Genomic DNA, 26148 nt, shown 5'->3' on the forward strand with positions numbered 1-26148 from the left:
TATCTTATGGTAAAATAATTCTATTCAAAGAAAGTGATTCCCTGCATCAAACACAATAAAGGTGGCTATTCGATGAAATACAGCAAAATGATTATTTTCACCGTTGCTCTAGTTGCAATTGGACTAATTACGATCCTTACAAAAACGCTTTACTGGGGTTTAATTGCCGGAGTTATGATTGGAATTAGTGGAATTGGGTGGTTGAATAATACAAAGAAAAAAAGTAGAAAAGATCGTTCAGATGAAGACAAGAGAAACTCATCCATAGCTCTATTAACTTTGTCATATAGTCAACTACTCTTAATCTTTTTATTAGTCATTTTAAGTCAACTATACGAATATGTTCATATTTCAATAAAATTTATAATAATCTACTCAGTCGCATCATTTGCCATTGCGTTTTACGTTCTTCCAGCTTTAAACAAGTTGAGAAAGTAAGATACTTATTAGAGTGTTAACAAATGCACATATGCGTAGTTGTTTAACACAGAAAGCCCCTTAGTTCTATATCGTTTTCCACCTGATTCAGAACATAATCTGACAAACGTTTTCAAGACTTCGTTTGTTTTGAATGCTTGCCCCTATACAAAAGGGTTAATCCTGTTTAAGATGAAAGAGACTAGAAGAAGGACACAGGGGGAACTACTTATTATGATTGGTACGATTGCAGCAGTCATTATTGGTCTAGCGATCTCAACTACTGGTTTTCTCGTTTTGAGAGGAAAAGCAGAATCAGTGGTCAATTTTATTATTCGAACTAAAATTACAGAAAGTGAAAAATCTGCTTTAACCATCCTTGGAACAATATTAATCATGGCAGGAATCATTGTCATAAGCGTTCCTTTTATCATGCCTTAGGTACAATCGTGTAGGAGCATACAACTTAAAGAACGCATTAGTATTTACAAAAGGAGTAGAAAATAGTATTCTACTCCTTCCTAACTTAATGGTCTCCAGCTGTTGAAACTTGCCACATGATACCAAATCGATCTATACATTGACCGTATAACGGACTCCAAAATGTTTCTTGTAATTCCATTAAAACAGTCCCATTCTCTGATAGTCTTGCAAACACTTCTTTTGTTTCTGTTTGCTCTTCATATACAAGTGCCAATGTAATATTCGTACCTATATGATGTTCTTGTCCGGGAAAGGTATCTGAAATCATCAAATCAAAAGAATCTATTTGTAAATGAGCATTTAATATCCGACTTTTCATCTCCTCCGTTAACTCTTGTCCTGGGTGTGCACCAACTTCTCCGAAAGTTTTTACATCTAAAATGTTTGCACCAAGAGCATTCTTATAATACTCAATTGCAGCCTTCCCTTCACCATTAAAGACAAAATACGGGAACATTTGTGTAACCATTCTTTCTCCTCCTTTTGTGAAATAAATATTTATCAATATAAGTTTAACCAAACAAGGGCATTCATTAATCATAGCGAATTACTATGCAAAGTAGATGATCCAATTTAAGGTGAAAGATATGAAATAAAGTCCTAAGAAAAAGAAAAAAACGAATCATTCTGTATTAAGTTTTTCCTTCTTTTTTGACAAGATCATAGTAACTATTACGGGGATTACAAGATAACTAATAGAAGCAGCGATTGCTAAACCTGATGAGAACTTATAAGTATTGACTACATTAAAGATGGCATAAACAGCGAAGATGAGATATTTAAAGTAATTGTATTTCGTTCGTCCAATTGTATTTGCTAAAATGATCCAAAACAGCAAACCTCCAATAATCGCCACAACCGATAACATAAGAGTCATGACACACCTCCTATTATCCATTTTACAATAATTTCTGATTATTTTAACATTTTATTTTATTGCATTTACCTAAACGATCATTTATAATCGTTTCATAGCTAACGATAATCAGGAGGTGAATCTCATTCACAAATTCGACGATCAAGGAAAACTATTGGAAGAAGAACAAAATATGATTAAACGATTAAACCAATTACCGATTGAACAATTGGATATGGATGCGGTTCTAATCATGACAAAAATCTATCGAATTGCTCAAGGGCTCAGAACAAAAATGGAGCGAGACGTCCTTTCTCAATATAAATTGTCATGGACTGCCTTCTCAATTCTCTATGATTTATGGATTCATGGTGCAATGGAAACAAAAGCACTTGCTCAAACATCTGGAATTACAAAAGCAACAGTAAGTAATGTAACGAATACATTAGAATCAAAAGAGCTATGCTATAGAAGCATCGACGACAATGATAAGAGAATTACGTATGTTCATATAACTGAAAAAGGCAAGGAGGTTATGATAGAGCTCTATCCTTCCTTCCATATTGGTGAAGCTCAACTTGCCTCATGCTTATCAAAAGAAGAACAACAGCAAATGGCACACTCGCTTCGAAAAATGATGAACGCAAACACATTTTAATAATAACGCTATGACGGAATACAGTAGCCATGCATTCCCTGTTTCAGAGAACTGGTGGTAGGTGCAAACCAGTACAAAGTGCATGTGCGAATTACCTTCCCGAGCATTCCTTGTGAACATAAGTAGCAAGGAACGGATTATACCGTTATCAAGATGAAGTGGGAGATGCTTTTATCTCCAAAAAGGGTGGTACCGCGTGCAGCCACGTCCCTTTTTATAGGGATGTGGTTTTTTTGTATTTAAAAAAGGAGGAATTGATGATGAACTTTAAGCAACAATTAAACGAAGGACAAATGGAGGAGTTACAAAGGCAAATTCACTTATACGAACAAGGGACTCAAGATATCATTCCAAAAGAAGAATTAGAAGAAAAAATCGCAAAATCAATCGTAACGAAGCAACCATTAAAAATAAAGCTAGGATTAGATCCGTCTGCACCTGATGTCCATTTAGGCCACACCGTTGTCCTGCAAAAGCTACGTCAGTTTCAAGAAAACGGACATATTATCCAGCTTATTATTGGAGACTTCACAGGAAAAATTGGCGATCCTACTGGAAAGTCAGTCGCAAGAAAGCAATTAACCGATGAGGAAGTTAAGTTCAATGCGAAAACTTACTTTGAACAATTTGGAAAAGCACTTGATATGGGTAAAGTAGAACTGCATTACAATTCCACTTGGTTATCAAAATTAAACCTCGAGGACGTTATCAATCTCGCTGGAAAAATCACGGTGGCGCGACTGATGGAACGAGATGATTTTGAGGAAAGATTGGCATTAGGCAAACCAATATCATTGCATGAATTCTTTTACCCACTCATGCAAGGGTTTGACTCTGTAGAACTTGAAAGTGATGTAGAACTAGGTGGAACCGATCAACATTTTAACATCTTAATGGGTAGACATTTCCAAGAAAAGTTCGGCAAGGAAAAGCAGGTAGCGATCCTCATGCCGCTTTTAGAAGGCTTAGATGGCGTAGAAAAAATGTCAAAGTCAAAGAAAAATTACATCGGCATCGATGAAATACCGAATGAAATGTTTGGCAAGGCGATGAGCATTCCAGATGAGCTCATGACTAAATACTTCAAACTGATTACTGATTTTGCCCCCGCTCGCTTAGAAGAAATTGTGTCACAAATTGAGTCGGGAGAAATCCATCCACGGGATGCTAAAATGCTCCTAGGGAAAACGATTGTCCGTATGTACCATAGTGAGGAAGCTGCACAGTTGAGCGAGCATCATTTCATCACAGTCTTTCAAAAACGGGAAATACCAGAAGACATCCCAACTGTCGCTTGGTCAAAGAACATCGATCAACCCATTATTGATCTGATACTTGAGCTAGGTCTATTAAGCTCAAAAAGTGAAATTCGTCGCATGATTCAGAACGGCGGCATAAAAATGAACGGAGAAAAAATTGAAGACATCCACTCGATCATTCACTTAGAAAACGAGATGATCATTCAAGTCGGAAAAAGAAAATTTGTTAAAATTGAATTGACTTCATAATCTGGAATGGCTCGGTGAAACAATACCGTGCTATTCTTAATTAGATAGGCAAAGCATTCCCTTATGCTTTATTTTTTCTGAATGAGTTGGTATAATAAAATCAAAATATTGCATAAAATACAAAAGACCATTGGTGCTGTAACACCAACGGTCTGACAATAATAGGTCCCTACAACGGGGATCAGCACGCAATCAAGCAATAAAACCCACCTGTTACGAGCCGTTAACTCAAAGGTGGGTTTTATTTTTTACTGTTTTTCTCAGACATAATCGCAACAATCAACGCACCAAAACTCACCATAAGCATCAATGATTCAGCAATTGTCAATCAGCATCACCCCCTTTCAATTCGGGGATGTGCCGACCCATCCTTTGAGTTCCCTATTTAATTGTCTTCTTAAATATACCAAATTTTCAGATATAAAATCTATGGTTCTATTATAATAGGCTATTTTTGCTTACTTGTTTTCTCCCTTACAGCAAACACTCGCCTTATTCAATTGCCAAGATTAGAGACTCCATTAAATTCCGTTCTCAATTGATCATCATTAGACTATCATCTACTTCGTATCGTAATCTTAATGGATTTGCCCCTCAACCATTTTTTATAGAGCTTTCGAATAAGCTCCATTCCTAAAGTTTTCAAAGACTGCACAATTGCTTCATTTGCCATACAATGTCACCCTTATTCCCCTTCCATAAACTTTTTCTTTTCCCTAAATGATCTAAGTATTTATCCAAAACACACTCAGACAACCACCATATAACATATGGCTTAAAAAACATGAAATGTGGACTTACTGAAACTTTTTCTTAAAATAGTCGTATGTAATATAATTAAAAAAGTTTTTTTACCGCCATGGAGGTGAACAAAATGAAAAACAATCCCATTTTAAAACTAAAAAAAGGGCCAATTGAAATAATTGCTGATATCGTCGGACTCATTGCCCTGATCGGAAGCCTAGTCTATCTATTCGTTTCTTGGTCGTCACTTCCAAGTGAAATACCTGCACATTATAATGCAGCAGGAGAAGTAGATCGATGGGGTGGAAAGGGCGAATTATTAATCCTCCCAATAATAGGAATTTTTATGTGGATTGGGATGGCGATCTTTGAAAAGTTTCCACATACACATAATTATATGAACTTAACTGAGGAAAACGCTGAACGACAATATAAAAACTCTGTATTATTATTAAACATACTTAAGAACCAAATGGCGCTATTATTCTCTTTTATACTCATCAACAGCATCCTCGTGCCACTCGGCTATGAAAGCATGCTTGGCATTTGGTTATTGCCAACAATCTTCATCTTAACTTTGGGAACGATCGGATTCTTTATTTGGAGATCAGTGAAGCTGAGATAAGTTTCGGCAAAAACGAGCAAGATTCCAGTTTATCTTGCGAAAATGCATTTCTATCTGGCATAAAAAAGATGTTATATTGCACAATGTAACTTTTATCTAGCAAGAATCAACTTTTATCTAGCAAAAACCAGACTTTATCTAGCAAGAATCAACTTTTATCTAGCAAGAATCAACTTTTATCTAGCATAATCAGCTTTTCTAGCAAAAACCAGACTTTATCTAGCAAGAATCAACTTTTATCTAGCAAAAACCAGACTTTATCTAGCAAGAATCAACTTTTATCTAGCAGTAATCCTATTTTCACTAATAAAATCCACCTTCAACTACAGCTGAAGGTGGATTTTTAATCATTATAAAATTTGCGATAGGAATAATTTTGTTCTTTCATGCTGTGGATTATCGAATAATTCCTCTGGTGTTCCTTGCTCGATAATTTCACCATGATCAAAGAGGACAATTCGGTCTGCTACTTGTCTAGCAAAGCCCATTTCGTGAGTAACGACAAGCATCGTCATCCCTGACTGAGCAAGTGTTTTCATAACATCTAGTACCTCTTTTACCATTTCTGGGTCAAGAGCTGATGTTGGTTCATCAAAGAGCATAATCTTTGGTTGCATCGCAAGTGCTCTGGCGATGGCAACCCTCTGCTGTTGGCCACCTGAGAGCTGACCAGGGTATTTATCCGCTTGTTCAGGAATGCCTACCCTATCTAACAATTCCTTCGCAATTTTCTCTGCTTTTGCCTTTTTCCATTTCCTCACCCACATAGGTGCCAAGGAGATATTCTTCAAAATGGTCATATGTGGAAACAGGTTAAATGATTGAAATACCATTCCCGTCTCTTTACGTATCTCTTCGATGTTACGTAAATCATTTGTTAACTCAATGCCATCGATCGTAATTTCCCCTTGCTGAAACTCCTCTAGCGCATTCAAGGTACGGATAAAAGTTGATTTTCCTGAACCTGAAGGACCAAGTACTACAATTACTTCCCCTTGTTTTACAGTTAAGTCAACATTCTTCAAAACATGCAATTTATCAAACCACTTATTCAATCCTCTTACTGTGATGATATCTTCTCTTTCTTCTATTGGTGTTGTTAATTTTTCTACAGCAAAAATGCTCTCACTCATTCAGTGGATCCCTCCTGATCAATTAATGTTTCCCTACTCCTAATGTTTTCTCTAACCTTCTACTCACATAGGACATTAATGATGCAAAGATAAAGAAAACAAAGGCAACGAACAGAAATACTTCCATGTTGTTTCCTAAATAAGCTGGATTGGCAATTATCTTTCTTGCCATGCCAACAATATCTGTTAAACCGATAATGGCTACTAATGATGTATCTTTAAAGAGCGATATAAATTGACCAACACAAGCTGGAATAACCGTTCTTAATGCTTGTGGTAAAATAACAAAGCCCATCATATACCTTGATTTCAAGCCAAGAGCTTGAGCTGCTTCAAATTGACCACGCGGAATTGCCTGTAAGCCCCCACGAATATTTTCTGCTAAGTAAGCTGCACTAAACATTGTTAATCCAATCATTGCCCGATACACATTTTCAATACTGATGCTTCCACCTAAGAATAACGGCAATAACAGCTGCCCAATAAAGAGAACCGTAATTAACGGTACAGCACGTATTAACTCGATATAGAGAATACAGAACCATTTTACAATCGGTAAACTACTTCTTCTACCTAATGCTAATAACACACCAATTGGAAAGGAACAAATGATTGATACAGCAGCTAGAAGAATCGTTAATAAAAATCCACCCCATATATTGGACCTGATTGGATCTATAATGCCACCAAGACCAGTAAATAAAAAGATCGCGAAGGGTACTAATAAAATCCACATCACAATGACTGGAATTTTCACTTTAGGGACCTGTTTACCAACGAAATACATGAGAATAATTCCAGCGATATTGCCTGCTAAAATCATTTTTGACGAGTTTGCAATAAACGGGAATAAAAGTGGCACTGCAAACACAACGAGCATAAAGATCGCAATATGGCGAATTGTTCCTTTCCATAAACCTGCTGAAAGCCCGAGCAACACAGCCATGATCGCTAAACTTACCCAAACTCTCCATAATTCTGCGACTGGAAATTGTCCGACCATAAATAAACGGAAATTCTCTGTAATAACATTCCAGTTCCCTGTAAAAATAAAGTTAATCAGATGATACAATACATAACTTAATACAATAACCGATACTAACGTTAAAATTGTATTCCACAGACTGCTAAATAAATTTTTTCTTAGCCATCCACCGACACCAATTGTATTTTTCGGTGGCCCGATCACAATAGAATCTTGATTCGGTTCTAAATTTGTATTGCTCATTTAGACCACCTACCTTTCTACCAACTGTGTCTTTTTATTAAAGATATTCATCAATAATGATGTAATTAAATTTAAAGTTAGATAAACGAGAATCATAACAAGAATGGCTTCTAATGCTCGTCCTGTTTGGTTCATAATCGTTCCCCCAACACTGACTACTTCTTGATAGCCAATTGCAGCAGCTAAACTTGAGTTTTTCGTTAAGTTTAAATACTGGCTTGTTAATGGAGGAATGATAATTCGAATCGCCTGCGGGAAAATAACTAAGCGCATTGATGTAGAACTCTTTAGCCCTAACGCCATCGCTGCTTCCTTCTGACCTTTATGAACACCTTGAATACCGGCACGGACTATTTCTGCTATGAACGTTGACGTATAGACGACCAAGGCAATTAACAGCGCAGAAAAGCCTGCCGATAACGTATATCCACCTGAGAAGCCACGTCCTTCAATAGTCGGGATCGATACATTTACCGGAGGTGTAAATGTAATGAGATAGGCTACTAATGATACAACCGCGATTGCTCCAAGTGCCCAAAGACTTGGAAACGTCTTTTTGCCTGACTCTAGCCCCTTATTTAATTGCTTCTTATAAACAATAATTGCGGCAATGATCCCTATTACGAGCGCAATTAACCAGATCAATGAACCGCTATTGATTTCTATCCAAGGAACCGCCGTCCCACGATTAGATATTAATATCGGCCCAATCTTAACTGCATCTTGAATTTGTGGCATCACCAAGAATACCGCATAGAACCAAATGAAAATTTGCACTAAAAGCGGGGTATTTCGGAATACTTCAATATATCCAATTGCCAGGCGGCTAAGCAACCAGTTTTTTGACAAGCCAGATAGACCGACAATTAAACCAAGAATTGTCGTAAGGATAATTCCGAAAAAGGCAACTCTTAACGTACTTAGAATTCCAACTAAAAACGCTTTCGCATACGTATCAGTTGGAGCATAATCAATCATTGCTTCTGAAATAGAAAAACCTGCTGTATTCGATAAAAACCCAAATCCTAATGACATACCCATTTGTCTTAGCCCGGAGATCGCATTTGTGAATAGAATATAAATGCTCGTTATGACTACAATTGCAAATGCAATTTGCAACAGAATAGGGACAACTTTTTTATTCCTCCAAATGGGTGTGACATCAGTCTGTTTCGTACTTTTCAAGCAAAATCACCTCGATTATAGTTAGGGTTATTAGAGTTTAAGAGAAAAAGAAGACCTGCTTGCCGAGTGTACTCATTAAGCAGGTCTTTCACTACCTTAACGGAATGGAGGTGAATAAAGAATCCCACCATCTGTATACTGTGCGTTTAAACCGCGCTCTAATTTGAAAATTGTTTCTTGTCCTAAGTTACGTTCAAAGATTTCTCCATAGTTCCCAACTTGCTTGATTACTTGGTAAGCAAAATCATTTGGTAAACCTAATTGCTCACCTAGATTCCCCTCTGTTCCTAACAAACGTTTGATTTCTGGGTTTTCTTCATTTAAGAAATCATCTACATTGCTAGAATCAATGCCAAACTCTTCTGCTTGAATTGTAGCTAAAACAATCCATGTCATTGCATCGAACCAGCGATCATCTCCACCTTTTACAGATGGCCCAAGTGGCTCTTTCGATAAGTTCTCAGCTAAGATTTGGTGATCTTCTGGATTTGCCATAACCGTTTGACGAGCAATTAGACCTGATTTATCCGTTGTCCAAGCATCAATACTTCCAGACTCATATGCAGCAACAACAGCATCCTGGCTATCAAATACTACAGCTTCATAGTTAATGCCACGAGCTCTCATTTGGTCTGCTAAGTTTAATTCAGTTGTTGTTCCTGTATCAACACCAATTCTAGTTCCCTCTAAGTCTTCCAAGTTGGTAATGCCACTATCGGCACGAACCATGATTCCTTGTCCGTCATAGAAAATTGTTGGACCAAAGTTCATCCCAACCTCAGAATCACGGTTTGTCGTCCAAGTTGTATTACGAACCAATACGTCTACTTCACCAGTTTGTACGGCAGTAAAACGCTCTTGTGCAGATAATGGGCGGAATTCAATGGCATCAGCATCTCCAAGTACACCTGCAGCCAATGCTCTAGCAAAGTCAACATCAAATCCTTTATTCGCACCATCAGAATCAATGTAACCAAAACCAGGAAGCTGGTCATTTACTCCAGCAACAAGAGTACCTTCAGCAATAATCTTATCTAGAACTGATCCACCCGATCCTGAATTACCACCGCCTGAGTTGCCTCCGTTGTCTCCATTTCCACCATCTCCACTAGCACCCTCATCACTACAGCCAGCTAATACTAAAAGCAAAACTAGAAAGAATGCAAAAAAGCGAGTTGATATTTTTTTCATAATTTCCCCCCTATGTTTATATGCGAAATCTGTATTAAAACAGACTTAGCTCCATTTCCTAAAATATACAGAAATAATAAATATGAGGTTCCTGATGTCATTTCATATAACATTATATGTTGTATTTTATCGACTTCACATTTGCTAGTCAACACAATGTTTCAAATTTTCTAAATAATAAATCTATTTTGTCTTACGAAATGTATAGAAATAAATCCATCTCGTTTCCGTTTAGAAACTTTTATTTTCATCATTTTTATAAAAGGAAACAATTACACAAACCTATTAATACAGCCTTTAAGGGTAATATACTTATTCCGATAAACAAAATAGGATTAAATCATATGTTAAGGAGAATCTAAAAATTGTTTACATATAAAAGAATTTTAATTTTAGCTACTAATCTCCCTTAACCCTTTTTTATCCAAATTATCGTAATCTGTTATAATACAAATTCCTTATTTATAGGAATTCTAAAAATGACTTTCTTCATAGTTCGTCTCTTTGTTTACTATTCATACTTAATAGAAAAATCATCATTTTATTCATATATATAAAATAATTTTTTTTTATATTATTATTTTTTCATACCTTTTTTAAAATACAAAAAGCCCAAGGTGTAATCATATTGGTGCTCAACAATAATGGAACATCATGTGACATTGAAGATGCCAATTACCAATGGGTTGTAAGGCTATAAATGAAGACAGTAATACCAATACCTCCTGACTTTTTCTAGACTTTGAGTTTGTTGAATCAGCAATGATTAAGTTCGTAGACCATCAAGGACATAATCATTCTCTATTTCATAACAAAATATATCCTCATATTGTAAGAAAAGATCACCTATCATTCCCTTTTCAACTAAAAAACTTACGACGGTTGTGCCTCGTAAGTTTTTTAGAACTTTATAGAGTAAAGCGATTAATTCTCTGTTGATTATCTTCTGCTATCTTTGACAATGCTTCTGAAGATGCTAAGATTTCTTCCATAGAAGCATGTTGTTCTTCTGCTGATGCAGCTATACTTTGCGAATATGAAGAGGACTTATTTGAAAGTTCCTCCAATGAATAAATTTTATCAATAACATTCTTCGTATTCTTACTTACATTCACAATTTCTTTAGACATACTTTGTACTTCTTTCTTTAAAACGTCCTTCTTTTCATTGATTTCATTAAAACTTTTCTCTGTCTTCGTTACAATTGTCAATCCCTCTGCTACCTCAGTCCGAACCTCGTTAAAGGAATCTTTTGTTTGTAACATCGCCCCACTTATTTCTGTAATTAATTCACCAATCTGTGTGGATGAGCGATGTGATTGCTCCGCCAGTTTTTTGACTTCACTCGCTACAACAGCAAATCCTTTGCCATTCTCCCCTGCCCTAGCAGCTTCTATTGTTGCGTTTAATGCAAGCAAATTTGTTTGTTCAGCAATAGCTGACATGGTCTCTGTTATTTGTCCAATTCGTTCTGAATGACCAGCTAATGCTTCTATATGTGATTCGCTAATTGTGACCGTTGAATCGATCTCTTGTATCTGTTTCACCGTACCAGTAACAAGCTTTGCTCCAAGATTTGCTTGCTTTTCAGTTTCTTCACTAGCAAGTAAGATTGTTTTTGAGTATTTTTCAATTCCAGTCATCCGAGATTGGATTTCTTCTATTGATAATACACTTTCTTTCATATGTGTAACCATGTCTTCTGAATCGGAGGCAATTTGCTGTATGCTCTCATTTATTTGCTCTGTAGCTTTCGTAGTTTGCTCAGCACTTGCTGTTAATTGTTCTGAAGAAGCAGCGGTTTGCTCTGAAGTAAACATAACTTCTTGCAGGATATCACGCATATCTTTACTCATTTGATTAAAACCTCTGCTTATATCCTTAATTTCATCACTGCCATGATCAGTGACTTTCATAGAAAAATCTCCTTCTCCAGCAGCTTCCATCGCTGTTAACAAAGGTTTTAGCCTACGGTTTAATCTTTTAATAAAAATGAAGACTAAGAATAATGCCACCAATAATAATAGCGGAAATGTGATAAAAAACTTTGTAACAAATCCTGTTAACACTGTTTGGATCATCGATTGTGAGGCCCCAGCATAAAAAACCCCTACAATTTCTCCATTTCCATCTTTAAGAGGCATATAAGCTGTTTGATATTGATAGCCAGCAACATTTGCTTCTCCAAAGTATTGTTCACCCTTTTCAAGAACAACACTAGCAACTTCTTTCGACATTTCAGTGCCTATCGCTCGTTCTCCATCAATCATCACATTTGTTGAGATTCTCTCATTCAGTTGGAAGAACGTATAAGTACTCCCCGTTTGCTCACCAATGTGGTCAACAATCTTAGTATCATCATTTATCACATAATCTCCTTTATATAATTGCCCTCCACGAATTTCCCATTCTCCGGGAAACGCTTCATTAATATAATCGTAGCCTAGTCGCATATCTCCTTTCGCCTTTTCAGTTGCCACTGCCTTCATACCACTGGTTACTTCTTCATATAAAATCATACCGGTAATGCCGACTAAAAAAATCATAATTCCTACTACTAAGATACTTAATTTCCCAAAAAGTCTCAGTTTCATACAATCACCCCATCCTATTATCCGATAAAAAATAGGCAAGAAAACAATGATTATATTAAATATTTCGAAACTATTGTGAACTTCTATTTTCATCTAAAACCCTATTGTATTTATAGAATATTTTTAATGCCAAATACTGTTTTTGGTGGTATGTTAGAGAGGCGAAATATTTTACATCGAGAGGGATTATATAAATATGTGGACAAATCGAAATGTATGGATATTGTTAGCCGGAGAATTCGTAGCTGGCATGGGTTTATGGATTGGAATCATTGGCAACCTTGAGTTTATGCAAGCAATGGTACCATCTGATTTTGTAAAATCGTTAATTTTAGCGGCTGGTTTGTTGGCGGGTATTGCCGTTGGTCCATTAGCTGGTAAAATTACGGATCAGCTTGATAAAAAGAAGGTGATGTTAGCTTCAGGAGCTTTAAGAGCGATTAGCGTTCTCTTCATGCTTGTTGCCATTGAAACAAGCTCAATTGTATGGATGATTGTCTTCTTAGTTATGCTACAAATATCTGCTGCCTTTTATTTTCCTGCATTACAAGCAGCCATTCCACTCGTTGTTTCTGATAAAGACTTGTTACAAATGAATGGTGTTCATATGAACGTAGCAACGGTTTCTAGAATTGTTGGAACAGCATTAGCAGGGATGTTGATCGTTATTTTACCATTATCACAATTATACTTGTTATCGTTACTTGCGTATGTCATATTATTCGGTTTTACCTTTCTACTCAAAATCGATGAGGGAGAACAAACGAGCTCTAAAAATGCTCACTCAGGTGGATTTAAAGAAGTATTTCCTGTACTAAAAAGCTTGCCAGTTGTAACAATGACCCTCATTCTTACACTAGTTCCTCTACTGTTTTTAGGTGGGTTTAATTTACTTGTCATCAATATTAGTGAGCTTCAAGACAGTACCGCAATTAAAGGATGGATTTATACAGCTGAAGGAATTGCCTTTATGTTTGGCGCATTTATGGTCAAAAAGGTCAACACTATCCTATCGCCCTATACAATTCTCTTTTCATTTTCATTTATTATCGGTCTGTCACAAATGATCTTATACTTTGCCGATGTACCAGCACTGAGCTTGATTGCGTTTATTATTTTCGGCTTTGCTATTGGCTGTTTCTTCCCAACAGCAGTAACCATTTTCCAAACTAAGATACCGAAGGAATACCACGGTCGTTTCTTTTCATTTAGAAATATGCTAGATCGTGTCATTTTCCAAGTTGTCTTACTTATCACTGGATTTTTACTCGACACAATTGGACTTCAATATATGTCCGTTCTTTTCGGAGCTGTGTCGATCATTCTTACGTTCCTTTTCATCCTTCTGTTTAAAAACACAAAAGGAATTACGCCTGAAAAACAACTATCATTATAAAGGAGGCCATACTAAATGAAGCAGCAGCTAGAGCGACTATGGACGAGAGATTTCATCATGGTTTCCACAGTTAACTTTTTTCTTACGTTTACTTTTTTCTTACTTATGGTCACTGTTGCATTGTATGCGGTCGATACATACAATGCTTCAACGAGTGAGGCTGGTCTTGTTACAGGAATTTTTATTATCGGTGTATTAATTGGAAGGATTTATATAGGGAGAAAAATTGATGTGATCGGGAGAAGGAAAACGTTGTTTCTCGGTCTTTTCTTTTTCTCATTAACGACACTGCTTTACTTAGTCGAGATCAATCTTACGTTTCTATTAATTAATCGATTTTTACACGGAATAACATTAGGATTTGCAAGCACTGCTTGTGGAACGATTGTTGCACAAATCATTCCAAATTCAAGAAAAGGCGAGGGTATTGGCTATTTTAGTATGAGCTCAACGTTAGCAACGGCAATCGGTCCCCTTATTGGATTATTTTTAATACAAAATCATACTAACCAATTCCTGTTTTTATTTTGTTTCATTATCAGCTTAGTAACATTAGTTTCTGCCTTCTTTGTTCATGTTCCAAAGGTAGAGTTTGATCAAGGTAAGAAGCTTGGCTTTGGACTTTCTACCTTTATCGAACCAAAAGCGATTCCAATTGCAACCGTTACACTGTTAATTGCTCTTAGTTACTCCAGCATCCTTTCTTTTATTAGCTTTTATGCAATTGAGATCGATCTAGTTGAAGCAGCAGGTTTTTTCTTTTTGTTTTATGCTATTTCCGTCTTAATATCCCGCCCATTTACAGGTCGACTTCTGGATCGCAAAGGGGCAAATCTCGTCATGATCCCAGCCTTTCTGCTATATGCTATTGGCATGCTGGTTCTTAGCTTAGCAACAAATGGGACGATGCTACTCCTTTCTGCTTTCTTAATCGGTCTGGGGTTTGGGAATATGCAATCTTGTACGCAAGCTATTGCGATAAAGAGAACGGCCTCTCATCGAATGGGGCTTGCAACATCTACATTCTTTATATTCCTTGATGCAGGATTAGGGTTCGGGCCTTACTTACTAGGGTTTGTTATTCCGTTGACTGGTTACCGTTCTCTTTACATGATTACCGTACTATTCATCTTAATCGTTGCCGTCGTTTATTATTTCCTTCATGGACGAAAGGATCGATTCTATATGCAGCATGGGTATCATCAACAGGAAAACTAAAAAAGCGTAGATAATTATTTCTGCGCTTGATTGTAGACAAAGTCGATTTCCGACTTTGTCTACATTTTTTTCTTAGTCCTATTTGATAATAAGAGAAACCCTCAGAATGTCTTGAAACTGACAAAGCCCACCACTTACTACATATGTGAATTTTTTCATAATGAAGCACCATTCCTTCTACATATCCCTTTTTCTTAGTTGTTCTACCAATGTCCCTCTAATAAGAAAAAACATCTCCTGGTTGAATTAATAATCCATTTAATCTTTCCACTGCCAATTTTAAGTTAGTTATTTTTTTGTACTGATACTTCATATCAACATCTTTAAGCTGCCTTAATAACAGCGTTTTATGTTCCATAATTTTGTAGGGCAATAATTCTTTTTAGAGATGATTAGAATAGTTCCTTCTATTCTGTAAGCCATTGTATATACCGCTTACTTGTATATAACGCCTTCCCTATTGCAATTCGCTGATCGAGCTTTAGGATGCAAAATCTCCACATTCACTTCACCTATTCTTTAAGCGCAAATATTAGTTTCTCCGAAATTCAATATTTTTTTATTGATAATCAATAAATAATTGCATATAATGTAAGAAAAAGGAGGCGCTTATGAAGAATTTTTCAATTCGAATTTTGTTCGGTGGAACGTTATTTATTGGGATAGTCGTCTTTCTACTCTGTCTTTTTTGGCTCCCTTATATGGCCAATACAACTACAGAATTATTCCCGGAATTTTCCTATTTGAAATACCCGATCTTAATTGGAATGTATGCAACGACTATACCCTTTTATTTTGGTTTGTATCATTGTTTACTTTTACTAAAACTAATTAAAATGAACAAGGCATTTTCTCAAGCCGCTGTTTTTTCATTACAAAGGATCAAGCATAGTGGGGGAGCAATTGTTTTTTGCTATTTAATCGGATCAATATTTCTAACTACACAAAATGCAATGCATCCAGGGATCTTGTTACTGGGAATCTCCATAATTTTTGCTTCCATTGTTATTTCTGTTTTTAGTGGCATTCTTCAAGAGTTATTAAAAAATGCCATTGAAATCCAATCTGAAAATGAACTGACAATCTGAGGTGACGATGTGCCGATTATAATTAATATCGATGTGATGCTAGCAAAACGCAAAATGAGTGTAACAGAACTATCGGATAAAGTAGGTATTACAATGGCTAACTTATCAATTTTAAAAAATGACAAAGCAAAGGCTATTCGTTTCTCCACATTAGAAGCAATTTGCAAAGCACTCGACTGTCAGCCAGGAGATATTATTGAATATCAAAAAGATGAGGAATGACCTCATCTTTTTTGACTAGATTTTTCGGATAAACCTCTGCTGAATAAATAGGTTGCTTTAGGGAAGGATACTGGTGTGAAAATAAAGGAGGAAATTTTATGCCAAAGAAACCATTTTATCAAAAAACAAACACAGAACAACCTCAGCAGCATAAAACTGATACTGAATTTGCTCAAGAAGAAAGTGTAACAGAAACATTGGAGAAGAGTGCACAACTAGAAGCAAACAACCATCAGCCAAATTACGAGCCTAATAAACCTTTTTAGTCAAAAATAGCGAACCGCCATGATGCGGTTCGCTGTTTACATTTTTATAGGAAGTATTCGCAAGAGAATTTTAGTGAGTTTTCGTTTAACATATGGACTTGCGATTACACTGTCCAACTCACGATTAGATACTGCCCCTTTTACCAAAATTCCGCTCAATTTATAATGATTGCTGCTCTTTTTTTGGCTATGATTATTCTACTCTAGGAATCTTTTCTAAAAAACAATTCATTACAAATAAAAAGTTACTAGACTTTTTAGAATGTTACACTTACAATGTGTGTTAAAATTGCAAATGATTTAATGAAAAGGTGGATGAAGCATGGAATTTTCGAATAAACTTAAAAACCTTCCAGATCAATTTTTTGCTGCTCTTGTTAAGAAAGTAGCAAAAGCGACAGCAGAAGGAAGAAATATAATTAATCTTGGTCAAGGGAACCCTGATCAGCCAACCCCAGAGCATATTGTAAAAGCATTACAGGAAGCTGCCTCAAACCCTCTGACACATAAATATTCACCTTTCCGAGGAATTGAAGAATTAAAAGTAGCTTGTGCGGACTTTTATAAACGTGAATACAATGTTGAAATTGATCCACAAACTGAAGTTGCAATCATGTTTGGGACAAAGACTGGACTAGTTGAATTACCTATGTGTCTTATGAATGAAGGAGAGCTGATGTTGCTCCCTGACCCTGGTTATCCAGATTATGTATCCGGTGCCGTGCTTGCAAACGTCCGCTATGAAACATTTCCTTTAATAGAAGAGAATCAGTTCTTACCTGATTATGACTCAATTGGTGAGGATAAATTAGAAGAAGCAAAGCTCCTCTATTTAAACTATCCGAATAATCCAACCGGAGCAATCGCTACAAAGGATATGTTCGAAGAAACGGTTGAGCTTGCTACTAAGCATGGAGTGACAGTACTTCATGATTTCGCCTATGGAGCAATTGGGTTTGATGGGAAGAAGCCAATTAGTTTCTTAGAGACACCTGGTGCAAAAGAGATTGGCGTCGAGATGTATACATTGTCTAAAACCTACAATATGGCAGGTTGGCGCATTGGCTTTGCTGTTGGAAACAAGAAGATCATTGAAGCCTTGAATTTGATACAAGACCACCTCTTTGTTAGCATATTTCCCGCTGTCCAACATGCAGCAGTGAGTGCTTTAACTGACAGCCAGCAATGTGTTGTTGATTTAGTTGAAAGATACGAAGAACGTAGAAATACACTTATTGCAGAATGCAATCGAATTGGTTGGGAAGTCCAAGCACCTAAGGGTTCGTTCTTTGCTTGGTTACCAGTACCACAAGGTTTTACAAGTCAAACTTTTTCTGATTACTTACTTGATCATGCAGATGTAGCTGTTGCGAGTGGCAATGGATTTGGTACGTACGGAGAAGGATACGTTCGTGTTGGTTTACTTGTAGAGGAGCCTATACTTATTGAAGCGATCAGACGAATTGAAAAGTTGGATTTGTTTTAACGCTGAAGGCAGCATTCCTGCCTTCTTTTTCTCTCCCTTCACAACCGACTATGAACTAGGAGGTAACGATATGAATAAAAAAGTAATCTTATTTGATTTGGATGGCACGATTTCGAATCCCAAAAAAGGAATCATTCAATCAGTACTGTATGCAATCGATAGAATGAACATAAAAGAGGTAAACTCTTCCGCACTTGAAGACTTTATCGGTCCCCCACTCCAAGAATCTTTTGCAAAACACTTTCAATTTTCCGCCGATCAAATTGAAGAAGCAATAAGCTATTACCGAGAGCGCTATAAAGATATCGGAATGTTTGAAAACCATTTATATACTGGCATCATAAAAATGTTGCATACACTATCAACTAATGGATTCATTTTAACTGTTGCTACATCTAAACCCACTGAATTTGCAAAAGAAATCTTGGCTCACTTTCAAATCGATCACTTCTTTGATGTTATTATAGGAAGCCACTTCGACGGGAGACACATAAACAAAGGAGAAATCATCAATGAAGTGCTTTCGCATTACCCCCTTTTTCAAAAGGAAGCTTTTGTGATGGTAGGAGACCGCAAACATGATTTGATTGGTGCGCTAAGCGCTGAGATTGAATCAATAGCAGTCTCATACGGATATGGGAGCATTGAAGAATTATCCAGCTGTCCCTCATTAAAAATTTGCGAATCAGTTGAAGATTTACAGCATGTTCTTTTGGAGATGAAACAGCCTGACTACAACACATATGGCATTAACCACCTTCTACTATCCGTCTCAAATTTAAGTCGATCCATTCGCTTTTATCAGCAAGTATTCAAAGCAAAATTGTTAGCTAAAGGACGTACGACCGCATATTTTGACTTGAATGGGTTATGGCTTGCATTGAACGAAGAAACTGAGATTCCAAGGGAGGAGATTAAATACTCTTATACTCATTTAGCCTTCTCCATACGTGAACAAGAATTTTCAAAAGCTCTTCAACATTTACAAGCTTTAAACGTGAATATTTTACAGAGCCGTACACGACATGAAGAAGATAAACAATCGATTTACTTTACCGATCCTGATGGACATAAATTTGAATTTCATACAGGCACGCTACACAATCGAATGCACTATTATAAGCATGAAAAAAAGCATTTCAGTTTCTATGTTTGAATGATATTGTTTCAAATCAGATCGTTCAGGGTACGATATACTTAACTACCCCGAAAGGAAGAGATCATATGATTTGGACTATATTAGTTGTATTATTAGTTTTATGGTTACTTGGGTTCACGTTCGAAATTGCTGGTGGGTTAGTACACATCTTACTTGTCATTGCTCTGATTTTATTAATTGTTCGTTTATTCCAAGGAACACGGAAATGACTAAAGAGCAGTCTACACTCGGTAGACTGCTCTTTAGACTATTAATAACCGCTTAAAGATGTCCTTGTATATGCATTATGTCATTCACTCGACTGGAAGACTAATCAGGAAAATTTTTACATTAATTCTGAGGTTTTTTCATATTTAAAGCATTTTTAATACATGTAGACAAAGTCGATTTTTGACTTTGTCTAATTTTTTATGTTATTTTGCTAATCCTTTTTTTAATAAATCGATCTCTGAAGCATACATTTGAATTGCTTCTTCACTCGAACGTTCCTTTGCAAATTTATCAATAATGCTCCTCAACGTTACTGCTGAGATGATTTGCATCATTTGATAGAGCTGCTGTTCATTCTCAATATTTAATTTTGAGAGATCAATCATTCCTACTAATTTCTTAATACTGTCTTTTCGGTCAGGATTTGCTGTGAAGCTTCGTGAATAGACCGATTCTACTTGATGGGTCATATTTAAGAAGATGTTTCGTAGGAAATGAACATTCTTTTCCTCAACAATGATCTGCCCATAAAAAGCAACCATTGCTTTAAATAAGTCCCCTTTATGAGCTGTTAATTCAGAAGAAAAGAGCTGCTTATTTTCCTTCACATGCTCTTCTAGTAAGTAATAAAATGCATCCTCCTTATCATCGAAATATTGATAGAAACTTCCACGTGGGATACTTGCCGCCTTAATAATATTCGTAATCGATGCCTGATATAAAGGCACACGAGAAAATTCTGCAACAATCGATTCTATTAATTTTTGTCGTTTATCTTCAGGTAAGTTATAAAAAGTAATCTTTGGCAAACTATTCTCCTCCAACATACATTAAGAGCCGTACGAATGTAGTCTCGACCTTTTTTCTTCTTTTAAGAAATCAATAAAATGATTCATCATTTGTACTGGTTGTTCTTTTATAAACCAAATATATTGAGTTTTCACTTCATCAGTTACATCACCGCTATGTTTAATGCGATTGATGATATGCTGAAGTGTTTTTTCAGCAGCTGACTTCCTTAATAGCTTTACTTCCTTTAACAGAGCTAATCCAATTGCTCCGAAAACAGCATAAAGGATAATCGTAAATAAGGAGTTCTCCATATCTGTCGCAACGAAAAAAATCAAAAATAGGTTAATAATTGAAAGCAAAACGAGCGGGTAAGAAACGAGCGCAAACTTTGCTGCTTTTTTCATAATCGGATATATTTTCTCATCTACTTTTTTTAATTCTTGTTGAACATAACTAGGCAATTCTGGTGCCTTTTTCACGTGAATTCACCACTCCTATTTCAATAAATTAGCCTTCAACCACTCATAAGGAATCTGAACGTTTTGATCCAACAACATCTTCTCGTTATTTTCAACAGACTTCTCATTTTTGATCATCATCATGTCCTTATGAATCGCTTCCATTTTTTGATCAAGCATGAATGCAGAATCTGCCGCTTGTCGTAGCTCTGTTTTAATCTTTTGTGGAACGTCTTGATTGTATTTATAGTAGATTTTATGTTCTAAACTTGCCCAGAAATCCATCGCAATCGTTCGAATTTGAATCTCAACGTTAACCAAATCTTCTCTATCTGACATGAACACTGGAACTTGGATAATTAAATGTAGGCTCTGGTAACCATTTTCTTTTTTATTCGCAATATAATCCTTGCATTCAATAACATGTATGTCCTTTTGATTTTCTAGCATCTTCTTTATTTCATATATATCTGAGATAAAGGAACAGGTAATGCGGATTCCTGCAATATCACGAACATTCTCCTTAATCGACTCCAAGGTCATATCATAGCCTTTTCTTTTCACCTTATGAAAAATACTTTCCGGTGTTTTCAAACGAGATGTTACATGCTCTATCGGGTTGTAATCATGAATATATTGGAACTCCTGCTTTAATATATTTATTTTAGTATTCATTTCATCTAGCGCAAATTTATAAGACATCATAAAACGAACTAAATCTCTTTTTATGTCATTCACTGAAGAAATCACTTGCATTTGGATCTAGCCTCCATCCATTGGTGACACCGTGTCACTTCTTGCTTTCATCTTACATGACATCGTGTCATCACGTCAAACAATAAGTGACAGATTGTCATTTTTATCAGAGTGAACTTTAATAATCTAGTTAACATGAAAAGGAGATTGCTATAATGATAATAAAAACGTATTGGGAGGGTTCCCCGTGCAAAATAAAATTACTACAAGGCAGAAGCTTTTAGATAAAAATGGTCAGCTGACTCAAGCTGGCTATGCAACATCGATGCTTCTAGACTATTCTCGAACTGGAATTAAGGCGAACAAATTCAGAATAAAAGAGTGGGACTATTACTTAATCATGAATGACGATTACGCAGTTGCATTAACAGTTGCGGATAATTCTTATATGGGCCTAATTAGTGCATCACTAATCGACTTTAAGAAGAAGTGGTTTAAAACTAAAAGCGTTATGAAGTTCCTTACTTTAGGTAAGATTGGCTTGCCTAGTAGCTCTATTATTGGCGATGTTTTGTTTCATGATGCGAAAGTTGATATGAGCTTCATTCATGAAAAAGCTGGTCGCAGACTTTCATGCAACATGAAAAACTTTTACGAGGGCAAAGACTTTTCATGTGAGTTTATTTTATGCGACGAACCAGATGACTCAATTGTGATTGCAACACCGTTTAAAGAAGACCCTAAGCTTTTTACTACAATCAAAAAATCAATTGTATAAAGGCGGATGGCTATGCAAAATTAGGAGATACAACGATTCACTTCCAACCATCTACTACATTCGCAACACTCGATTGGGGGCGTGGGGTTTGGACGTACAACAATACATGGTATTGGGGGTCTGCTTCCGGTCTCATTGATCATGAACCATTTGGTTTTAATATTGGCTACGGTTTTGGCGACACGAGTGCAGCATCAGAAAACATGCTTTTTTATAATGGAAAAGCACATAAGCTTGATGAAGTTACTTTCCATATTCCAACAATCAATGGACAATTTGACTATCTTTCACCATGGAAATTTTCTTCTAATGATGATCGATTCCAATTGGATTTCAAACCAATTATTGACCGCAAAGATCGTACCTCAGTAGGAATCATCAGCAGTGACCAACACCAAGTGTTTGGGTCTTTTTCAGGTGTTGTAACACTCGATGACGGGACCCCTATTCATATTAAAAATCTACTTGGCTTTGCAGAAAGAGTCCACAATCGCTGGTGATTCGCAATACGAAACATTTCCATTGCCAGAATAAAAATCGAGATTTATAATTAAAGTATCACGTATTAGTTTGGAGGTATTACATTGGGAACGAGAAGTTAAAAATAGGAGAACTTGCCGAAAAAGCAAATGTAACTAAAAGAACAATTGATCACTATACAAACATTGGATTGCTTGAAGCAGAACGTTCACCTTCAAACTATCGTTACTATCCATCTTCCGCTATTGAAAGATTGCATTTTATTGAAAGCTGTAAAAGTGATGGAATGTCCTTACAGCAAATTAGAAAATCTCTCATGGAAATGGACCTCTCAAACGCCGAAGAAGTAGACGTCTTAGAATTGCGTTTGAAAATAAAGGGTTTGAAGGATGAAGTGGATGAAGTTCTATCACATTTAAACCAAACCGATGAAAAGAATTATGAAAAGTTTAAAAAACAAGTCTCAAACGAAAGCATGTCATTAATTCAAGCACTGCTTCTATTACTAAAATGAACAACAAATGAAAAATTATGCAAGTTTAATCTTGTGTAATTTATTTTTGTAAGGAAAAACTACTAGGGCAGGACAGGCAGCTTTTTTAAAAAAAGACCTTTTTCATACACCATATTGTTCAGCTTAAGCTCCTATGCACGATGGTCAATGTTCACAAAGAAAATCCATCCATTTAGGAGGTGCATGCCTTACTTCCTGTAAGGCAACACATTGACAATTATCAACTTATTATCTATCGCATTATTAATTGCTTTAACTGCCTTTTTCGTGGCTACAGAGTTTGCCATTGTAAAAGTGCGTACTTCACGTATTGATCAGCTCGTAGCAGAAGGAAATAAAAGTGCAATAGCAGCTAAAAAAGTTATTACACATCTTGATGAATATTTATCAGCCTGTCAGCTCGGTATTACCGTAACAGCATTAGGATTAGGTTGGTTAGGTGAGCCTACAATTGAACGCTTATTGCGTCCACTGTTTGTAGAAATGGAACTATCCTCTACCATTACGCACTTACTATCATTTGGAATTGCTTTTGGTTTAGTAACATTCCTTCATGTAGTTGTAGGTGAATTAGCACCTAAAACGGTTGCGATTCAAAAGGCAGAAGCTGTCACTCTCCTTTTTGCGAGACCAATTATTTGGTTCTATCGCTTAATGTATCCATTTATTTGGTTCTTAAACGGTGCTGCACGTTTATTAGTTGGGCTTTTTGGCTTAAAGCCTGCTTCTGAGCATGAATTAGCGCACTCTGAAGAAGAGCTACGCATGCTTTTATCCGAGAGCTATAAAAGCGGTGAAATTAATAAAAACGAATTAAAGTATATGAATAACATCTTTGAATTTGACGAAAGATTAGCAAAAGAAATCATGGTTCCTCGTACAGAGATTGTTGCATTTTCTGCAGAAGAGTCTTTCGAAGAGATTATGGAGATTGTTAAAGAAGAACGCTACACTCGATATCCTGTTGTTGCTGATGGCGATAAAGACAATGTATTAGGGTTTATTAATATCAAAGAATTTCTAACAGCAAATATACACGAGAAAAATCCTACGAGTTTGTCCTTAAAAAGTTTCATCAGCCCTGTCATACGTGTTATTGAAACGATTCCTATTCAAGACTTGCTTGTCAAAATGCAAAAAGAAAGAACCCATATCGCAATCTTAATGGATGAATATGGTGGGACGTCGGGACTTGTTACGGTTGAAGACATTATCGAAGAAATCGTTGGAGAAATCCGTGATGAATTTGATGAAGATGAAATACCTGAAATCCGCAAAATTAAAGAGCATCACTATATTTTAGATGCAAAACTTCTTATTGAAGATGTTAACAGCCTTCTGAATATTGAGCTTGATTCTGATGAGATTGATACAATTGGTGGATGGTTCTTAACACAAAACTTTGATGCCAAACTTGGTAGCAAAATCGAAATTGAAGATTTGCAATTTATCGTAGCAGAAATTGACGGTCACCATATCCACTATATTGAAGTGAAAAGAGTGTAAATTTTAAAAACATCCATGTTGCAATAGTGCAACATGGATGTTTTCTTTCTATAAATTAGGACTCATAGGCGAACCAATTCTTACCGTGATGCTTTTGGTGGTTGGCAAACTTCACATTTACGCTGATGATTGTTTTTAAACTTCGTAAATGTTTTTTCAAACGGGTTACCACATGCACATAGAAATTGAAGCTTCTGAGAAAAACCCTTATACTCTGTAGTGAGCAGTTTAGATTCAGAATTGCTTTCAACGAACTCTTTAATTTGATGAATTGACCATCTTTTTTGCATTTTTTGCACCTCCATATCTTTGAGTGTGGAGGCAATTTTCGCGTCCAATGCCCATTATAGCAAAATCAGAATGTGATTTTATCCTTATTTTCTCCAAGCTTCAATTGCTGCTCTAATTCCACTCTCATTTTCTCCGTTTCAATCAAGAAATTCTTTTGCTTAAGCTCTTCAAGCTTCACTTGCTCTTCGACCATTTTAAGCTTTATCATTGAATGCTTACGCATATGAGTAGTTAAAATTGCCGTAATCGGTATTGCAAACACCAATATTACTGCTACCAACCCTACAAAATCATCCATTTGATCACCTTCCATAATAGTAATTTATTACCGTAATTATACCAAAATATAAGTAGTTCGTCTGTAATTACCTATTGCTCCATTTTGCATTTCTTGCTATGATAACGAATGCATGACGTGGTTCGAAACCATCCCACGCTAAAAAACTAAGGAGAGAATAGAATGAATAATCGCACACTTGTTGTGAACGGAATTATTGCCGCACTTTATGTAGCAGTGTCTTTATTAATCCATCCATTAACGTTTGGGGCAGTCCAATTCCGAATCGCAGAGATGTTTAATCATCTAATCGTTTTTAACCCGAAATACTTTTATGGGGTTGTAATTGGCGTTTTTATTACAAATTTATTTTCACCTACAATGATATACGACATTACTTTTGGTGTTGCCCATTCAGTGATTTCTTTATTAATTGTGATTTTCATTAGTCGCTATGTTCATAGTGTACGCGGGAAGATGCTCGTTACGACAATCGTGTTTACAGCTATGATGTGGATCATCGCGCTAATGCTAAATCTTGCATATGGTTTACCATTCTGGTTCTCCTATGCAACAGCTGCTGTTGGTGAGTTCGGAGTTTTACTCTTAACGATCCCAATTATGTTGGCTCTGAACAAACGAGTACAGCTTGATCAATTGCTACAAAAGTGAAAAATCTGGTATCACCA

The 26148-nt window shown here is 36.2% G+C and carries 29 protein-coding genes, 2 pseudogenes, 1 riboswitch and 1 other annotated feature; of the genes and pseudogenes, 18 read left to right on the forward strand and 13 right to left on the reverse strand.

The window, feature by feature from the left end; all coding sequences use genetic code 11:
* The first annotated feature begins 72 nt into the window (after positions 1 to 72).
* Positions 73 to 438, forward strand: coding sequence for a hypothetical protein (locus tag AC6F34_RS11510; protein WP_500772203.1), 366 nt, complete (start codon positions 73 to 75; stop codon positions 436 to 438).
* A 213-nt stretch (positions 439 to 651) separates the two neighbouring features.
* The gene (locus tag AC6F34_RS11515; RefSeq protein ID WP_500772205.1) at positions 652 to 858 is read left to right on the forward strand and encodes a hypothetical protein; all 207 of its coding nucleotides are present in this window, start codon (positions 652 to 654) and stop codon (positions 856 to 858) included.
* 85 nt (positions 859 to 943) lie between these two features.
* On the opposite strand, the gene AC6F34_RS11520 is transcribed toward AC6F34_RS11515, so the two are convergent.
* Complete coding sequence (locus AC6F34_RS11520; protein WP_500772207.1) at positions 944 to 1369, reverse strand: VOC family protein; 426 nt, start codon at positions 1367 to 1369, stop codon at positions 944 to 946.
* A gap of 153 nt (positions 1370 to 1522) precedes the next feature.
* The gene (locus AC6F34_RS11525) at positions 1523 to 1777 is read right to left on the reverse strand and encodes a hypothetical protein (RefSeq protein ID WP_500772209.1); all 255 of its coding nucleotides are present in this window, start codon (positions 1775 to 1777) and stop codon (positions 1523 to 1525) included.
* A 172-nt stretch (positions 1778 to 1949) separates the two neighbouring features.
* Here AC6F34_RS11525 and AC6F34_RS11530 point away from each other — a divergent pair, with 172 nt between their 5' ends.
* Together AC6F34_RS11530 and tyrS are read left to right on the forward strand one after the other, a co-directional pair.
* On the forward strand, positions 1950 to 2414 hold the full coding sequence (locus AC6F34_RS11530) for a MarR family winged helix-turn-helix transcriptional regulator (RefSeq protein ID WP_500772211.1): 465 nt from the start codon (positions 1950 to 1952) through the stop codon (positions 2412 to 2414).
* Position 2415: 1 nt separating this feature from the next.
* Positions 2416 to 2629: a binding site (T-box leader), on the forward strand.
* Between the two features lie 42 nt (positions 2630 to 2671).
* A complete protein-coding gene (gene tyrS / locus AC6F34_RS11535) occupies positions 2672 to 3922 on the forward strand; it encodes a tyrosine--tRNA ligase (protein WP_500772213.1) in 1251 nt (416 codons plus the stop codon).
* A 241-nt stretch (positions 3923 to 4163) separates the two neighbouring features.
* Here tyrS and AC6F34_RS11540 read toward each other — a convergent pair whose 3' ends face one another.
* Positions 4164 to 4250, reverse strand: a complete 87-nt coding sequence (locus AC6F34_RS11540; protein WP_500772444.1) for a putative holin-like toxin — start codon at positions 4248 to 4250, stop codon at positions 4164 to 4166.
* Between the two features lie 546 nt (positions 4251 to 4796).
* Between AC6F34_RS11540 and AC6F34_RS11545 the strand changes: the two genes are divergently transcribed.
* A complete protein-coding gene (locus tag AC6F34_RS11545; RefSeq protein ID WP_500772215.1) occupies positions 4797 to 5291 on the forward strand; it encodes a DUF1648 domain-containing protein in 495 nt (164 codons plus the stop codon).
* A 350-nt stretch (positions 5292 to 5641) separates the two neighbouring features.
* Here the strand turns inward: AC6F34_RS11545 and AC6F34_RS11550 are convergent, their stop codons facing one another.
* The 5 genes from AC6F34_RS11550 to AC6F34_RS11570 form a co-directional block, all read right to left on the reverse strand.
* Positions 5642 to 6424 (reverse strand): amino acid ABC transporter ATP-binding protein, encoded by a 783-nt coding sequence (locus AC6F34_RS11550; RefSeq protein ID WP_500772217.1) that lies wholly within the window; start codon positions 6422 to 6424, stop codon positions 5642 to 5644.
* A gap of 22 nt (positions 6425 to 6446) precedes the next feature.
* The gene (locus AC6F34_RS11555; protein ID WP_500772219.1) at positions 6447 to 7652 is read right to left on the reverse strand and encodes an amino acid ABC transporter permease; all 1206 of its coding nucleotides are present in this window, start codon (positions 7650 to 7652) and stop codon (positions 6447 to 6449) included.
* 9 nt (positions 7653 to 7661) lie between these two features.
* Entirely contained in the window at positions 7662 to 8837 is a 1176-nt protein-coding gene (locus AC6F34_RS11560) for an amino acid ABC transporter permease (protein ID WP_500772221.1), read from the reverse strand.
* Between the two features lie 96 nt (positions 8838 to 8933).
* Entirely contained in the window at positions 8934 to 10028 is a 1095-nt protein-coding gene (locus AC6F34_RS11565) for an amino acid ABC transporter substrate-binding protein (protein WP_500772223.1), read from the reverse strand.
* A 908-nt stretch (positions 10029 to 10936) separates the two neighbouring features.
* Positions 10937 to 12622, reverse strand: a complete 1686-nt coding sequence (locus AC6F34_RS11570; protein WP_500772225.1) for a methyl-accepting chemotaxis protein — start codon at positions 12620 to 12622, stop codon at positions 10937 to 10939.
* 196 nt (positions 12623 to 12818) lie between these two features.
* Here AC6F34_RS11570 and AC6F34_RS11575 point away from each other — a divergent pair, with 196 nt between their 5' ends.
* From AC6F34_RS11575 to AC6F34_RS11615, 9 genes and pseudogenes are all read left to right on the forward strand, one after another.
* Complete coding sequence (locus AC6F34_RS11575; RefSeq protein ID WP_500772227.1) at positions 12819 to 14018, forward strand: MFS transporter; 1200 nt, start codon at positions 12819 to 12821, stop codon at positions 14016 to 14018.
* 15 nt (positions 14019 to 14033) lie between these two features.
* The gene (locus tag AC6F34_RS11580) at positions 14034 to 15236 is read left to right on the forward strand and encodes an MFS transporter (protein WP_500772229.1); all 1203 of its coding nucleotides are present in this window, start codon (positions 14034 to 14036) and stop codon (positions 15234 to 15236) included.
* Positions 15237 to 15847: 611 nt separating this feature from the next.
* The gene (locus AC6F34_RS11585; RefSeq protein WP_500772231.1) at positions 15848 to 16324 is read left to right on the forward strand and encodes a DUF2975 domain-containing protein; all 477 of its coding nucleotides are present in this window, start codon (positions 15848 to 15850) and stop codon (positions 16322 to 16324) included.
* Positions 16325 to 16333: 9 nt separating this feature from the next.
* Entirely contained in the window at positions 16334 to 16546 is a 213-nt protein-coding gene (locus tag AC6F34_RS11590) for a helix-turn-helix domain-containing protein (protein WP_500772233.1), read from the forward strand.
* A 98-nt stretch (positions 16547 to 16644) separates the two neighbouring features.
* Entirely contained in the window at positions 16645 to 16812 is a 168-nt protein-coding gene (locus AC6F34_RS11595) for a hypothetical protein (RefSeq protein ID WP_500772235.1), read from the forward strand.
* A gap of 322 nt (positions 16813 to 17134) precedes the next feature.
* Positions 17135 to 18298 carry a pyridoxal phosphate-dependent aminotransferase gene (locus AC6F34_RS11600; protein WP_500772237.1) on the forward strand — a complete coding sequence of 388 codons (1164 nt, stop codon included), beginning with the start codon at positions 17135 to 17137 and terminating at the stop codon, positions 18296 to 18298.
* A gap of 70 nt (positions 18299 to 18368) precedes the next feature.
* Positions 18369 to 18983: pseudogene (locus AC6F34_RS11605) on the forward strand (HAD hydrolase-like protein); the annotation flags it as partial.
* Between the two features lie 33 nt (positions 18984 to 19016).
* The gene (fosB, locus tag AC6F34_RS11610; protein WP_500772445.1) at positions 19017 to 19454 is read left to right on the forward strand and encodes a metallothiol transferase FosB; all 438 of its coding nucleotides are present in this window, start codon (positions 19017 to 19019) and stop codon (positions 19452 to 19454) included.
* A gap of 68 nt (positions 19455 to 19522) precedes the next feature.
* Complete coding sequence (locus AC6F34_RS11615) at positions 19523 to 19666, forward strand: lmo0937 family membrane protein (protein WP_500772239.1); 144 nt, start codon at positions 19523 to 19525, stop codon at positions 19664 to 19666.
* Between the two features lie 204 nt (positions 19667 to 19870).
* On the opposite strand, the gene AC6F34_RS11620 is transcribed toward AC6F34_RS11615, so the two are convergent.
* The 3 genes from AC6F34_RS11620 to AC6F34_RS11630 are packed head-to-tail and all read right to left on the reverse strand — an operon-like array spanning position 19871 to position 21673.
* Positions 19871 to 20476 (reverse strand): TetR/AcrR family transcriptional regulator, encoded by a 606-nt coding sequence (locus tag AC6F34_RS11620; protein ID WP_500772241.1) that lies wholly within the window; start codon positions 20474 to 20476, stop codon positions 19871 to 19873.
* A gap of 21 nt (positions 20477 to 20497) precedes the next feature.
* On the reverse strand, positions 20498 to 20938 hold the full coding sequence (locus tag AC6F34_RS11625; RefSeq protein WP_500772243.1) for a DUF5392 family protein: 441 nt from the start codon (positions 20936 to 20938) through the stop codon (positions 20498 to 20500).
* Between the two features lie 15 nt (positions 20939 to 20953).
* Positions 20954 to 21673 (reverse strand): GTP pyrophosphokinase, encoded by a 720-nt coding sequence (locus AC6F34_RS11630; RefSeq protein WP_500772245.1) that lies wholly within the window; start codon positions 21671 to 21673, stop codon positions 20954 to 20956.
* A 187-nt stretch (positions 21674 to 21860) separates the two neighbouring features.
* Here AC6F34_RS11630 and AC6F34_RS11635 point away from each other — a divergent pair.
* The 3 genes and pseudogenes from AC6F34_RS11635 to AC6F34_RS11645 all read left to right on the forward strand — a co-directional run bounded on the left by AC6F34_RS11635 (position 21861) and on the right by AC6F34_RS11645 (position 24891).
* A pseudogene (locus tag AC6F34_RS11635) lies at positions 21861 to 22891 on the forward strand (DUF2804 domain-containing protein).
* A 146-nt stretch (positions 22892 to 23037) separates the two neighbouring features.
* Complete coding sequence (locus AC6F34_RS11640; protein ID WP_500772447.1) at positions 23038 to 23385, forward strand: MerR family transcriptional regulator; 348 nt, start codon at positions 23038 to 23040, stop codon at positions 23383 to 23385.
* Positions 23386 to 23595: 210 nt separating this feature from the next.
* Entirely contained in the window at positions 23596 to 24891 is a 1296-nt protein-coding gene (locus tag AC6F34_RS11645; protein ID WP_500772247.1) for a hemolysin family protein, read from the forward strand.
* An 80-nt stretch (positions 24892 to 24971) separates the two neighbouring features.
* On the opposite strand, the gene AC6F34_RS11650 is transcribed toward AC6F34_RS11645, so the two are convergent.
* Positions 24972 to 25181, reverse strand: a complete 210-nt coding sequence (locus AC6F34_RS11650) for a hypothetical protein (RefSeq protein WP_500772249.1) — start codon at positions 25179 to 25181, stop codon at positions 24972 to 24974.
* Positions 25182 to 25246: 65 nt separating this feature from the next.
* Positions 25247 to 25480: a hypothetical protein gene (locus tag AC6F34_RS11655; protein WP_500772251.1), complete on the reverse strand. Its 234-nt coding sequence runs from the start codon at positions 25478 to 25480 to the stop codon at positions 25247 to 25249.
* 111 nt (positions 25481 to 25591) lie between these two features.
* Positions 25592 to 25636: riboswitch (PreQ1 riboswitch) on the forward strand.
* Positions 25637 to 25642: 6 nt separating this feature from the next.
* On the opposite strand from AC6F34_RS11655, the gene AC6F34_RS11660 reads away from it, so the two are divergent.
* A complete protein-coding gene (locus tag AC6F34_RS11660) occupies positions 25643 to 26131 on the forward strand; it encodes a QueT transporter family protein (protein WP_500772253.1) in 489 nt (162 codons plus the stop codon).
* Positions 26132 to 26148 lie beyond the last annotated feature (17 nt).

It is taken from the genome of Niallia sp. CD-39, from assembly GCF_059874745.1.